This window comes from Paraburkholderia sp. BCC1886 (genome assembly GCF_900996245.1).
GTDB lineage: Bacteria > Pseudomonadota > Gammaproteobacteria > Burkholderiales > Burkholderiaceae > Paraburkholderia.
The window spans coordinates 16,999-29,981 of the sequence record NZ_CAAJGK010000052.1 but is presented as its reverse complement, the minus strand read 5'-3'; the positions used below and the strand labels follow the sequence as shown (position 1 = coordinate 29,981).

The 12,983-nt window shown below is 63.0% G+C and carries 10 protein-coding genes; 7 read left to right on the top strand and 3 right to left on the bottom strand.

What is annotated here, in order from left to right; all coding sequences use genetic code 11:
- Positions 1-24 precede the first annotated feature (24 nt).
- Entirely contained in the window at positions 25-2,898 is a 2,874-nt protein-coding gene (uvrA, locus tag FQ746_RS18210) for an excinuclease ABC subunit UvrA (RefSeq protein WP_144110945.1), read from the bottom strand.
- Between the two features lie 400 nt (positions 2,899-3,298).
- On the opposite strand from uvrA, the gene FQ746_RS18205 reads away from it, so the two are divergent.
- Both FQ746_RS18205 and FQ746_RS18200 read left to right on the top strand, forming a co-directional pair.
- The gene (locus tag FQ746_RS18205) at positions 3,299-4,486 is read left to right on the top strand and encodes an MFS transporter (protein ID WP_144110943.1); all 1,188 of its coding nucleotides are present in this window, start codon (positions 3,299-3,301) and stop codon (positions 4,484-4,486) included.
- A 126-nt stretch (positions 4,487-4,612) separates the two neighbouring features.
- Entirely contained in the window at positions 4,613-5,167 is a 555-nt protein-coding gene (locus FQ746_RS18200; RefSeq protein WP_144110941.1) for a single-stranded DNA-binding protein, read from the top strand.
- Positions 5,168-5,226: 59 nt separating this feature from the next.
- Here FQ746_RS18200 and FQ746_RS18195 read toward each other — a convergent pair whose 3' ends face one another.
- Positions 5,227-6,027 carry a DUF4239 domain-containing protein gene (locus FQ746_RS18195; RefSeq protein WP_144110939.1) on the bottom strand — a complete coding sequence of 267 codons (801 nt, stop codon included), beginning with the start codon at positions 6,025-6,027 and terminating at the stop codon, positions 5,227-5,229.
- A gap of 326 nt (positions 6,028-6,353) precedes the next feature.
- Here FQ746_RS18195 and FQ746_RS18190 point away from each other — a divergent pair, with 326 nt between their 5' ends.
- Complete coding sequence (locus tag FQ746_RS18190) at positions 6,354-7,991, top strand: methyl-accepting chemotaxis protein (protein WP_260854094.1); 1,638 nt, start codon at positions 6,354-6,356, stop codon at positions 7,989-7,991.
- 27 nt (positions 7,992-8,018) lie between these two features.
- On the opposite strand, the gene FQ746_RS18185 is transcribed toward FQ746_RS18190, so the two are convergent.
- Positions 8,019-8,906, bottom strand: coding sequence for a LysR family transcriptional regulator (locus FQ746_RS18185; protein WP_144110937.1), 888 nt, complete (start codon positions 8,904-8,906; stop codon positions 8,019-8,021).
- A gap of 93 nt (positions 8,907-8,999) precedes the next feature.
- On the opposite strand from FQ746_RS18185, the gene FQ746_RS18180 reads away from it, so the two are divergent.
- The 4 genes from FQ746_RS18180 to FQ746_RS18165 all read left to right on the top strand — a co-directional run bounded on the left by FQ746_RS18180 (position 9,000) and on the right by FQ746_RS18165 (position 12,818).
- Positions 9,000-10,307 carry an MFS transporter gene (locus FQ746_RS18180; RefSeq protein ID WP_144110935.1) on the top strand — a complete coding sequence of 436 codons (1,308 nt, stop codon included), beginning with the start codon at positions 9,000-9,002 and terminating at the stop codon, positions 10,305-10,307.
- 263 nt (positions 10,308-10,570) lie between these two features.
- Positions 10,571-11,218 (top strand): response regulator transcription factor, encoded by a 648-nt coding sequence (locus tag FQ746_RS18175; protein WP_260854113.1) that lies wholly within the window; start codon positions 10,571-10,573, stop codon positions 11,216-11,218.
- Positions 11,219-11,376: 158 nt separating this feature from the next.
- Positions 11,377-12,066: a response regulator transcription factor gene (locus tag FQ746_RS18170; protein WP_144110931.1), complete on the top strand. Its 690-nt coding sequence runs from the start codon at positions 11,377-11,379 to the stop codon at positions 12,064-12,066.
- A gap of 107 nt (positions 12,067-12,173) precedes the next feature.
- Positions 12,174-12,818, top strand: a complete 645-nt coding sequence (locus FQ746_RS18165; RefSeq protein ID WP_144110929.1) for a response regulator transcription factor — start codon at positions 12,174-12,176, stop codon at positions 12,816-12,818.
- Positions 12,819-12,983: the final 165 nt, after the last annotated feature.

The window sequence follows — 12,983 nt, the reverse complement described above, 5'->3', positions numbered from 1 at the left end:
CCGTCTCCAACCGTTTGTGCAGCGTTACTGTCGACTGGCCGCGCGTTTCAACAATGGCGCCAGATACTTGCCGGTAAAACTTGCCTTGGACTTCGCGACCTGCTCCGGCGTGCCTTGAGCGATGATCTGACCACCGCCCGCGCCACCTTCCGGCCCGAGGTCGATCACCCAGTCGGCAGTTTTTATCACATCGAGATTATGCTCGATGATCACGACGGTGTTGCCCTGTTCTCGAAGACGATGGATCACCTCCAGCAGCAATGCGATGTCGTGAAAATGCAGACCGGTGGTCGGCTCGTCGAGAATGTAGAGAGTGCGACCCGTGTCGCGCTTGCTCAGTTCCAACGAAAGTTTGACGCGCTGCGCTTCGCCACCCGATAACGTAGTGGCCGACTGACCCAGCCGGATATAGCCTAAACCGACGTCCAGCAGCGTTTTCAGCTTGCGCGCAACGACCGGAACCGGCTTGAAAAACTCATATGCGTTTTCGACCGTCAGGTCCAGCACTTCGCTGATGTTCTTGCCTTTGTACTGAACGTCGAGCGTTTCGCGGTTGTAGCGCTTGCCGTGACACACGTCGCAAGGCACGTAGACGTCCGGCAAAAAGTGCATCTCCACTTTCAGCACGCCGTCGCCCTGGCAGCTTTCGCAACGGCCGCCCTTCACGTTGAACGAGAAGCGGCCGGCCTCGTAGCCGCGTTCCTTGGCCGCCGGCACGCCGGCGAACAGTTCGCGGATCGGCGTGAACAGGCCGGTGTAAGTGGCCGGGTTCGAGCGCGGCGTGCGGCCGATCGGCGACTGATCGACGTTGATGACCTTGTCGAAATTCTCCAGGCCTTCGATGGACTCGTACGGTGCCGGCTCGGTAGCCGACCCATACAGATGCTGCGCGACCGCGTGATAGAGCGTGTCGTTGATCAGCGTCGATTTGCCCGATCCGGACACACCGGTCACGCACGTGAGCAACCCCACCGGCAGATCGAGCGATACGTGCTGCAAGTTGTTGCCATACGCCTCGACGATGCGCAGACGCCGTTCGTCCGGCTGCTTGCGCTCGTTCGGATACTCGATGTTGCGCGCGCCGGACATGTACTGGCCGGTCATCGACGCGGCGTTTTGCAGGACTTCTTCCGGTGTGCCTTCGGCGATCACCATGCCGCCGTGCTCGCCCGCGCCCGGTCCCATATCGACCACGTAGTCGGCCATGCGGATCATGTCCTCGTCGTGTTCGACGACGATCACCGAGTTGCCGAGGTCGCGCAGATGTTTGAGCGTGGCGATCAACCGGTCGTTGTCGCGCTGATGCAGGCCGATGGACGGTTCGTCGAGCACGTACATCACGCCAGTCAGCCCGGAGCCGATTTGCGACGCGAGCCGGATGCGTTGCGCTTCGCCGCCGGAGAGCGTTTCCGCGCTGCGTTCGAGCGACAGGTAATCGAGCCCGACGTTATTCAGGAACATGAGCCGCGCGACGATTTCCTTGACCACCTTGTCGGCGATCTCGCGCTTCGCCCCTTCGAGCCGCAGCGTCTGGAAATAGCCGAGCGCGTCGCGCAACGGCCAGCCGCTGATCTCGAAGATGCCGCGCGCGGTGTCGTCCGCGCCGATGCGCACGAAGCGCGCTTCGCGGCGCAGCCGGGTGCCGGCGCACGCCGGGCACGGCTGGTTGTTCTGATACTTGGCAAGCTCTTCGCGCACCGCCGCCGAATCGGTTTCGCGATACCGCCGCTCCAGATTCGGGATGATGCCTTCGAACACATGCTCGCGCACCGACGTGCGGCCGCGTTCGTTGATGTACGAGAACGGAATCTCCTGCTTGCCCGAACCGAACAGCAGAATCTTGCGGACCTTCTCCGGCAGATCTTCGATCGCCGTGTCGATGTCGAACTCGTAGAACGCCGCGAGACTCTGCAGCATCTGGAAGTAGAACTGGTTGCGCCGGTCCCATCCCTTCACCGCGCCCGCCGCGAGCGACAGCGAGGGGTGAGCGACCACCCGCTTCGGATCGAAGAAGGTGATCTGACCGAGACCGTCGCACTCGGGGCACGCACCCATCGGGTTGTTGAACGAGAACAGACGCGGTTCGAGTTCCTGCAGCGAATACGAACAGATCGGGCAGGCGAACTTCGAGCTGAACAGATGTTCCCGGTCCGTGTCCATCTCGAGTCCGATCGCGCGGCCGTCGGCGAGACGCAACGCGGTTTCGAAAGATTCGGCCAGACGCTGCTTCATATCGTCGCGGACCTTCAGGCGGTCCACGACCACGTCGATCGTGTGTTTGTCGTTCTTCTTCAGCTTCGGCAGCGAGTCGACGTCGTAGATTTTCGCGACGCCTTCGTTCGCCGTGCCGCCACCAGAGCGGACCCGGAAGCGGATGAAACCTTGCGCCTGCATTTCTTCGAACAGTTCGACATGCTCGCCTTTGCGATTGGCGACCACCGGAGCCAGGATCATCAGGCGCGTATCGTCGGGCAGCGCGAGCGCGGCATCGACCATTTGCGATACGCTTTGCGCCTGCAACGGAATCTCGTGGTCCGGGCAATACGGTGTGCCGACCCGCGCGAACAGCAGGCGCAGATAGTCGTGAATTTCGGTGACCGTGCCGACGGTGGAACGTGGATTGTGCGAGGTTGCCTTCTGCTCGATCGAGATGGCCGGCGACAGGCCTTCGATCAGATCGACATCCGGCTTTTCCATCAATTGCAGGAATTGACGCGCGTAGGCAGAGAGACTTTCGACGTAGCGCCGCTGTCCTTCCGCATACAGCGTGTCGAATGCAAGCGACGACTTTCCCGAGCCTGAGAGGCCCGTGATTACAACGAGCTTGTGACGGGGTAGATCGAGATTGACGTTCTTCAGGTTGTGGGTGCGAGCCCCACGAATACGGATTTGTTCCACGGATTTATTCCATGAACTGGCGGAAAGAGGGAGGGGCTAAACCTGCTACTATAACGACTTTTCAGGACCGCCGTTATGGCTTGCCGACAGTCCGAATGGGCGCGCGAGGCAAGCTGTCGGGCACCGGTCCGATGCCGCCGGAAATAGGTATGACCCAAGTTATGACCCGTGGCGTGACCCGGTCTAACTGGGGCCGATTTCCGCAAGTACAAGGCAAGTACAAGGCAAGTACAAGGCAAGTACAAGGCAAGTACAAGGCAAGTACAAGGCAAGTACAAGACAACCCCCGAGGCACCGCGAGTCGACAGCGGGAACGTGCGAGGCCGTTTGCCTGAACGCCGTTCCACCTGTTGGCCGTGCCGTGCGCCTGCTCCGCACAGCTCATTCAAAGAACGCTCCGATGTCCAATCCGTCCGCCACATCCTCACGCATGAGCGCGCCCGAATTGCGCGCGACCGTGTCGCTTGCCGCTATCTTCGCGCTGCGCATGCTGGGGCTCTTCATGATCATGCCGGTCTTCTCCATCTACGCGAAGACCATCCCCGGCGGCGATAACGTTTGGCTGGTCGGCGTGGCGCTCGGCGCTTACGGCGTCACGCAGTCCATGCTTTACATCTTCTATGGCTGGGTGTCGGACAAGATCGGCCGCAAGCCGGTCATCGCCACCGGCCTGCTTATCTTCGCGCTCGGCAGTTTCGTCGCCGCGGGCGCGCACGACATGACGTGGATCATCGTCGGTCGGGTGATTCAGGGGATGGGCGCGGTGTCCTCGGCGGTCATCGCTTTTATCGCCGACCTGACGGCCGAGCAGAACCGTACCAAAGCGATGGCGATGGTCGGCGGCAGTATCGGCATCTCGTTCGCGGTGGCGATCGTCGGTGCGCCCATCGTGTTCCAGTGGGTCGGCATGAGCGGACTCTTCACGCTGGTCGGCGTGTTCTCGATCGTCGCGATCGGCGTGGTGCTGTGGGTCGTGCCCGATGCGCCGAAACCGGTGCACGTGCGTGCGCCGTTCGCCGAAGTGCTGCGCAATGTCGAACTGCTGCGTCTGAATTTCGGCGTGCTCGTTCTGCATGCCACGCAAACGGCGTTGTTCCTCGTCGTGCCGCGCATCCTCGAAGCCGGCGGCTTGCCGGTCGCATCGCACTGGAAGGTGTATCTGCCGGTCATGGGCCTCTCGTTCGTGATGATGGTCCCGGCCATCATCGCCGCCGAGAAGCGCGGCAAGATGAAAACCGTGCTGCTGTCGGCCATCGCTCTTATCCTGATCGGCCAATTGTTATTGGGCGTCGCTCCGCATACGATTCTGAGCGTGGCGGGCATTCTTTTCGTGTACTTTCTCGGCTTCAATATTCTCGAAGCGTCGCAGCCATCGCTCGTGTCCAAACTGGCGCCGGGTACGCGCAAAGGGGCGGCCGCCGGCGTGTATAACACCACGCAGTCCATCGGTCTGGCATTGGGCGGCGTGGTCGGAGGCTGGCTGCTTAAAGTCGACGGTCCAAGCACCGTGTTTTTCACTTGCTCGGGCCTGGTCTTTTGCTGGCTTATAATCGCCGCAAAGATGAAACAGCCGCCGCGCCGGGCTTAAGCGTCATCGTTCAGAACTCACCCGGCGGCGGGTTGAGGCGCAGTTCCGGTCCTGGGCCTCGCGGCCCCGACACCGCGAAACCGCGAATCGCCGCGCCGCCCGCAACGGAATCAACAGGAGAAACTCATGGCATCCGTGAACAAGGTTATTCTCGTCGGCAATCTCGGAGCCGATCCGGAAGTCCGTTATCTTCCGAGCGGCGACGCAGTGGCGAACATCCGCCTTGCTACGACGGATCGTTACAAGGACAAAGCGTCCGGCGAGATGAAGGAAGCCACCGAATGGCACCGCGTCTCGTTCTTCGGCCGGCTCGCCGAAATCGTGTCGGAGTATCTGAAGAAAGGCTCGTCGGTGTACCTGGAAGGGCGCATCCGCACGCGCAAGTGGCAGGCGCAGGACGGCACCGACCGTTACTCGACGGAAATCGTCGCTGAACAGATGCAGATGCTGGGGGGCCGCGGCGGGTCGATGGGCGGCGGTGGCGACGAAGGCGGTTATAGCCGGGGCGAGCCGTCGGAACGCAGTGGCGGCGGTGGTGGTGGTGAACGCCGCGCCGTGTCGGGTGGCGGTTCGCGGGGTGGGAATGGTGGCAACGGCGGTGGCAATGGTGGCGGTGCCAGCCGCCCGAGCGCGCCGGCTGGCGGTGGCTTCGACGAAATGGACGACGATATTCCGTTCTAAGTCGCCCTCCCGCACATAAGCACACCAAGCCCCGCTCCCAGCGGGGCTTTTTTTATACTTCATCCCCCCAGATGCACCAGCGCATCCCGCATCGGCGCACTGGAAATCATGATCGGCCCGCTGAACGGCGTATCCAGATCGACGATCACGTAGATGGCCGATGCAATCGACACCGCGCCCAGCAAAATCGTCACGCGCGCCAGCGCATTACGCGGCGCGATCAGCCCGAAGCTCAGGAAGATCACGCATAGCCAGAACGTCAGGGTCTTGAAGAACGGCTGCGAAATCGAGCTGTGCGCTTCTTCGATGATTTTCCAGCGCGCATCCACGACGCGCCGATACTGCGCGAGCGCATCGTCCAGCGTGCGCTGTTGCAGCGGATCGTGCGTCTGCAACTGCCGCAACTGCCGCCCCACCGCGTTGAGCATCGCGCCCAGTTGCGCGTTCTCCAGACTGCTCGTACTGCCGGGCGAGCCGAGGTGCTTCGGATAATCCCCCGCGGGTGCGGGCTCGTCCGGCCACGTGGAGGCGATCGCCGCCGCGGTGTACACACGCAGCAGGCGACGCGATTCGTCCGTGCCGCTGCCGTATTCCCTCAAGGTGTTGTCGAACTCGATCAGATCGGCCGCGTACGCCCGCAGATCGTTCGACGACGTATCGAAACTCGAACTCGCCGATGCGGTCATCAAACCCAGCACCAGCGCGGCAAACGTGACCAGCATCCCGATTACCAGCTGGATCAGCTGCACGGTTTCGTGCGCCTTGTGTTCATCGGGCAGCAGCGGGCGCACCCACACGCCGAGGCCGGTGGCGAGCAGCAACAGCGTGAACACCAGCAACGTCGAACCGACTTCTGACATGGCAAGGCTCCGGGGATACAGGCTCCAGCACTTTCCATCACGCGCGCCCGGACGGAAACCCGGATAGTCCCGCACACGCTTCGCCTAGCCGGCGTCCGGCGTCCGGACGCCGGCGGCCAGTCACCGCGCGCCCTATGTTGCTCGATTGCACCAGGATGCGCCATCGACCATAAAGTTTTCGGCTATCCAGCCGTAGTTCTCTAAGTGGAATTCGCTTGAGTTTCAACGGGAAACGGCGCACCTGATCATGAGCTCAGGCGCGGCACGGCACGGCCAGAGCAGACTTTCCCAGCACTCGGCCGCGCTGAACAATGGAGACATGCTCAGTGCTTAAAAATCTGTCGATTCGCGCTTGCCTCACCCTGATGATCGTTTTCTTCGGCATCGTGCTGCTGTTCGGCGCGGCTGCGGGATTGCTGTCGCTGCGTTCGAGCAACGCGTCCCTGCAGCAGATGTACACCGTCGACACGCCGGCCGTCGCCGATCTGGAAGGCAGCTCGGGTCAGTTGCTGCGACTGCGCCTCGCGCTCGCCACTTACGCGTCGCTCGTCGATCTGAACGATCAGGACGGCGCGGATGCCGTGCTCAAACGTTCCGCCCAATATCAGAAGGCTTCCGACGACCGGCTGGCTCACTATGTGAGCCGCGCGAGCACCGACGCCGACGAGCAGCGCCTGATCAAGGCGATGCAGGACAAGCGCGATCTCTTCCTGCGCGAAGGCGTCGCGCCCGCGCTGGCCGCGCTCAAAGCGGGTGACAAGAACGCATTCCAGCAATTGCAGGCGCATAAACTGCCGTCGCTATATAGCGCTTACGAGCAGGCGATGCTCGCGCTCGAACAGTTGCAACTCGACCACGGTGCGCAGCGCTATCAGGATGCGCAGGACCTGTTCTTCGCGATCTCGGTGGCGGTAGCGATCGGCATGGCGGTGTCGCTGCTGGGCGCGTGGATCGGCCGGGCCGTGCTGGTGCGCGCCATCGTCACGCCGGTGGACGCAACCATCGGTCAGTTCCAGCGCATTGCCAACGGCGACCTTACCGGTCAGATCGTCGTCACCAGCAATAACGAGATGGGCCGTCTCGCGGCCGCGCTGCGCAAAATGCAGGATTCGTTGACCACCACGGTGCGTGCCGTCCGTCAGGGCACCGAATCGATCGACACGGGCGTCAGCGAAATTGCCGCGGGCAATACCGATCTCTCGCAGCGCACGGAAGAGCAGGCCGCCTCGCTCGAGGAAACGGCGGCGAGCATCGAGCAGCTGACGTCCACCGTCAAGCAGACCGCGGACAACGCGAAGCAGGCGAGTTCGCTGGCGCAGGGCGCGTCGAGTCTCGCGGCGCAAGGCGGCGACCTCACCGAGCAGGTGGTCGGCACGATGCATGGCATCGTCGACGACTCGCGGCGGATTGCCGACATCGTCGGCGTGATCGAAGGGATCGCGTTTCAGACCAATATCCTGGCGTTGAACGCGGCGGTGGAAGCCGCGCGCGCGGGCGAGCAGGGGCGCGGTTTTGCGGTCGTGGCGAGCGAAGTGCGCTCGCTCGCGCAACGCAGCGCGGCCGCGGCAAAGGAGATCAAAGGCTTGATCGATGCGTCGACGGCGCGGGTGCAGGCCGGCTCGCAACTGGTCGAACGCTCGGGTTCGACGATGACGGAGATCGTCGAGGCGATCTCGCGCGTGAGCTCGATCATGGGTGAAATCGCGTCGGCCGCGACCGAGCAGAGCACCGGTATCGATCAGGTGAATCTGGCGGTCGCGCAGATGGACGAGGTGACGCAGCAGAACGCCGCGCTGGTCGAACAGGCGGCGGCCGCCGCGGGCTCGCTCGAAGAGCAGGCGCGCCGGTTGAGCCAGGCGGTCGGCGTGTTTCAGCTCGACCGTTCCGGTTCGGGCGAATCGCTCACCGGCGGCGCGACGCCGGCGTTTAGCGCAGGGCGGACTTCTCGCGCCGCGCTGGCCTGACAGCTTGTTATTTTTTGCGCGTCCTCTCTAGCTGCAAAGCCGCAGCAAGGCGAGGCGCGCGTTGCTCACGCGTTCGCTTTCACCGGGACGTCCCGGCAGCAAATGAAACTCGACCGCCGGCAGCGCGGGCAAACCGAGACTCGCAGGACACGCCACCACGCCCTCGCCAATCGCTGATTCGTTCAGACAGGACAATCCGAGTCCCGCTCGCAACGCAAGCTGTAGCCCGGCGACACCGGACGCGGAATGCGAGATGAGATACGGCACCTTGTGCTCGTCGAGCAGCTTCACGACGAAACGCTGCAACTGGCACGTCGACGGCAGCAACACCAGGTCGTAGGGTGCAGCCGGCCGCGGGTCGGCATCGGCGGCACCGACCCACAACAACTTCTCGCGACGTACCACGGTGCTGTCGGCGCCTGGGCGCCGACCGGCTGCGCGCACGCCACCCGTGACGAGCCGCAGCGAAAGACCGATGTCGAACGACGCGTCGTCGCCCGCCTGACTGTCGATCACCGCGCTCGGCATCACGGTGACATGCAGTTTCAGCCGCGGATGCTGCTCCGAGAAAAGCCGGAGGATGCGCGCAATGTCGTGCGGCCGGTAATAGTCGGTGATGGCGATCCGCAGTTCGCCGTCGAGCGAGCGGCCGTGCAGGTCTTCGAAGGCGGCCTCGCTCATCGCGAGAATGCGCCGCGCGTGCTCGAGCAGACGACTGCCGGCGGCCGTTGCGCTCACGCCCTGTTTGCTACGCACGAAGAGCGGCTGGCCGGCGCGTTCTTCGAGTTTCTTCAACTGCTCGCTCACCGACGATTGCGATAGAAACACGCGTTCCGCGCCCGCCGAGACGCTGCCCGATTCGGCGACGGCGACGAAAGTCCGTAACTGCGTCAGGTCGAAACCACGCTGGTTCATGATTCGCTATATCCGATGGATTCTATCTGAATTTCCGGCTTTTCCGATGGAAGAGCCAGCCGTAGCATACCTTCAAATTTCCTGGAGGATGGCATGGGTAGCGAATCAGTTGCAGCCGGGCGGAGCGGGTTTGTGCGTCCGGCGAATCATCGGTGGAAGGTGCTCGGGGTGGGCTTTGCGGCAAACGCGAGCTTCTCCGCGGCGTTCTCCGGCATTCCGACCACCGCCGTTTTTCTGCGCTCCGGTTATCACCTGAGCAACGGTGGACTGGGCCTCGTGCTCGGCATGCTCGGCCTCGGTATTGCGCTTTCCGAATTGCCGTGGGGTTTGCTGACGGACCGCTGGGGCGACCGTCGAGTTTTGTTGCTAGGGCTGCTGTCGACCGCGGCCGCGCTGGCCGGCCTCGCGCTGTTCGTGGTGCCCGCCAGCGGACACGTGCCCGGCACGCCGACGCTCGCGCTCGGTCTGTTGCTGGTCGGGCTGCTGGGCGGCAGTGTCAACGGTTCGAGTGGACGGGCGGTCATGGCGTGGTTTCGCGAAGGGCAGCGCGGCCTGGCGATGAGCATCCGGCAGACGGCGGTGCCGGCGGGCGGCGGACTGGGCGCGCTCGTGCTGCCGGTGCTCGCGGCGAAGTCCGGTTTTGCGAGTGCGTATGCGGCGCTGGCAATGGCCTGCGCGGTGACGGCGGTGTTCGCGTGGCGATGGTTGCACGAACCGTCGCATGACGGGATGCATGACGTCGTTCACGGAAGTGACGCCGCCGTCCTGCATCCTCAGTTGTCGCCGTTGCGCGATCCGCGTATCTGGCGGGTGGCGCTCGGAGCGGGCGCGCTGTGCGTGCCGCAACTTGCCGTCGTCACCTTCGGTACCGTGTTCCTGCATGACTTCAACCGCGCCGGCGTGTTCGCGATCAGCGTGACGATGGCCGCGGTGCAAACCGGTGCCGCGATCGCGCGTGTCTGGAGCGGCAGTTGGACCGACCGGCGCGGCAACCGGCGCGCTTATCTGCGCGGTTGCAGCTGGCTGACCGCCTCGCTCTTCGCGGTACTCGCCGCGGCGACCGGTTGGGCCGCGCTGCATCAGCCATCGCTGAGCGGGCCGATCGTCGCACTGATCGTGCTCGGCGGCGTGAGCGCTTCGGCCTGGCACGGCGTCGCCTTCACCGAACTCGCGACGCTAGCCGGCACGAACCGCGCGGGCACCGCGCTCGCGATCGGCAACACGTGCGTGTTTCTGACGCTGTTCGTGACGCCACTCGCGATTCCGCCGTTGCTGGCCTGGGGGTCGTGGCCGTTGGTCTGGGCCGTCGCGAGCTTCTGCGCGTTGCTGGCATTGCCCGTGTTTCCGCGCGCCTTCCGTGTGGGAAAAAACGTGACGCCGCAATCCTGCCGCGTCACCTGAGTGTCACCTGAGCGTCACCGGTCGCAACGCTCAAAGCTATTCGTTTCGCTTAACTATATTTTTAGTTTTCGTTAAAGGCGCAACAATCCATGGGTTTCTCGGCGTGATTCGGAACGATCCGATTTCCCACGCGTTGTAGCAGTGATTCCATGCCGACCTGGCCTATCGATATAGGACCAGGTGGCCTTCCAGGCTTAGGCAGGAGCGTCAGTTTCATCCTGCTTGCTGAATCACTATTCCTACAACAAACGAGAGAAAACACCGTGAGCCTTCGAGTCATTCTGGCGGACGATCATCCGTTCGTCTTGCTTGGTATTCGTTCGTCCCTCGACAGTCGTGCCGGCGTAAGCATCGTCGGCGAAGCGATCGAGCCCGCATCGTTAATCGGGCTATTGCACAGCACGCCGTGCGACGTGCTCGTCACGGACCTGGCGATGCCGGAGTCGGCAGGCGGCGCCGAGGACGGGCTGCGCCTCGTTCGCCGCATTCGCAGCGAGTGGCCGGCGCTGCGCATCGTCGTGCTGACCACCTCGACCAGCGCGGCGATCCTTCGCGCAATCGTCGCGGACGGCGCCATCAGCGTGCTGGGCAAGGCGGAGTCGATGGACGCGTTGTGGGATGCCATCGAAGCCACCGCGGCGGGCCGAACCCACATCGGCCAATCCATTCGCGACGCCCTCGAGCAACCTCAGGAAGAGCCGGGTCCATTGCCGCTCGAAGCTTCGCTATCGACGATGCAGGCACAAGTCGTCCATATGCTGGTCGGCGGCCAGTCCATCGCGGAGATCGCGGCGGCACTCGGTTGCCACCGCCGCACCGTCAGCCGGCAAAAACGCGAGGCGATGGTGCGTCTGGGTGTCACCAACGATCCCGGTCTTTTTTCCTATGTTCGAGCGCAGGGTCTTAGATAGGTTGACTCGTACATCTAAGCAATTGAGATTTCGCTTCGGTCGATCTTATTTCGGATCGATCTTATGTATATTTTCGCCGAGCCGATCGATGATCGCGGCTGGACCAGTTGCGCCGAAGAGGGCGGCAGGCAGTCAAGTAGTGGAGGAGCAAATAAAAGATGAACGATTCCGCTGAGAGCAGCACCCCCGTCAGAGCCGTCATCGCGGACGATCATCCACTGGTTCTGCTGGCTATCGAAAACCTGATGGGCAGCTATCCGAACATGAAGGTGGTGGGCCGCGCCGCCGACAACATGGAGCTTTTCACCAAGGTCGCCAGCACGTCCTGCGACCTGGTTCTCATGGATCTCTACATGCCGGGCGCGACCGACTGCTTCGGACCGGAAGCGGTGCGGCAGTTCAAGGACCGCTATCCCGAGGTCGCGCTGGTGGTGCTTACCATGGAAACCGACGCGGCGGCGCTGCAAAAAGTCATCTCTCTCGGCGTGGAAGGTTTGTTGAGCAAACGCGACCGCATCGACCTGATTCACGTGGCCATCGTCACGGCACTCGCGCGCGAGCGTTATCTCGGTCCGGCCGTGCGCACGCTGATTGCCGACGCCACGGTCACGCAGCGGCTCGACTTCGTGCGCCAGATGCTGTCGCGGCGCGAACTGGAAGTCTTCACGCATTACGCCTCCGGGCTCGGCGTGACGGAAATCGCGGCACGCCTGAACCGCAGCGTCAAAACCATTAGTGCGCAGAAATGCACGGCCATGCGCAAGCTCGCGTTGAACAGCGACGCGGAACTGTTCCGCTTCGCGGTCGAGCACGGCGTCATACCCGAGGAGGGACTGCAAACCCGGTAGAACCGGTGCGGTGTCGCGCCGCACCGGCGCGACGATCATCAGATGCATTGGCATGGCCCGGGGAAGCACCATGTGCGGGGCAGGTCAATCGCCAGGACAACAAAAAAATGAGACAAAAAATTCGCGTTATCGTGGCCGACGATCACCACTGCGTGCGCGTCGGCATCCGCCGGTTGCTGCAGACGGCGCCGCATATCGAAGTCGTCGGCGAGGCGTCCGACACACATGGCATGGCCGAACTGCTCGACGCTCATGCCTGCGACGTGGTCGTCTCGGACATCAGCATGCCGGGCATACATGGCGGTACCAACGCCGTCTCGTTTCTGCGCCGGGTGTTGCGCGGCCGGCCACACCCTCATCTCGTCGTGCTCACGATGATCTATCAGGCGCACATGCTGTCCGGCCTTCTCAACATGGGCGTGGCCGCCATCGTCGATAAACGCGACGCGGCGGCGGCGTTGCTCGAAGCCATCGACACGGTGGTGGCCGGGCAGGTTTTTCTGTCGGACGAGGCGCGGCACGTGATCGAAGCCACCGACACGCCGCCGCAGTTGCTAGCCGGCATGCTGAGTTCGCGCGAGTGGGAAGTGTTCCAGCTCTACGTGCAAGGCCTCGCCGTCCACGAAATTGCCGCGCGGCTGCAGCGCAGCGGCAAAACCATCAGCACGCAAAAGCGCAGCGCGATGCGCAAGCTCGGGCTCGAAACGGAGGGCGATCTGATCGACTATGCGCGACAGATAGGACTCGCTTGAGTGCCTGACAGACGCCGGAAGAAAACGATCAGCGGTCTTAAGGACTTTAGGATTCTTCTGATTGGTCGGCGAATGTTGCCCCCTCATAGTTCTGAACTCACTACGGCCCCTTCGTGTTCCGCCTGACGACTGCAGCAATGTCGCCATGCCAGCGCAGAAAAGGCC

Excerpts from the sequence above, each read along its gene's own strand:
- FQ746_RS18205 (WP_144110943.1), top strand. The coding sequence starts at position 3,299 with ATGTCCAATCCGTCCGCCACATCCTCACGCATGAGCGCGCCCGAATTG.
- FQ746_RS18200 (WP_144110941.1), top strand. The coding sequence starts at position 4,613 with ATGGCATCCGTGAACAAGGTTATTCTCGTCGGCAATCTCGGAGCCGAT.
- FQ746_RS18195 (WP_144110939.1), bottom strand. The coding sequence starts at position 6,027 with ATGTCAGAAGTCGGTTCGACGTTGCTGGTGTTCACGCTGTTGCTGCTC.
- FQ746_RS18185 (WP_144110937.1), bottom strand. The coding sequence starts at position 8,906 with ATGAACCAGCGTGGTTTCGACCTGACGCAGTTACGGACTTTCGTCGCC.
- FQ746_RS18180 (WP_144110935.1), top strand. The coding sequence starts at position 9,000 with ATGGGTAGCGAATCAGTTGCAGCCGGGCGGAGCGGGTTTGTGCGTCCG.
- FQ746_RS18170 (WP_144110931.1), top strand. The coding sequence starts at position 11,377 with ATGAACGATTCCGCTGAGAGCAGCACCCCCGTCAGAGCCGTCATCGCG.
- FQ746_RS18165 (WP_144110929.1), top strand. The coding sequence starts at position 12,174 with ATGAGACAAAAAATTCGCGTTATCGTGGCCGACGATCACCACTGCGTG.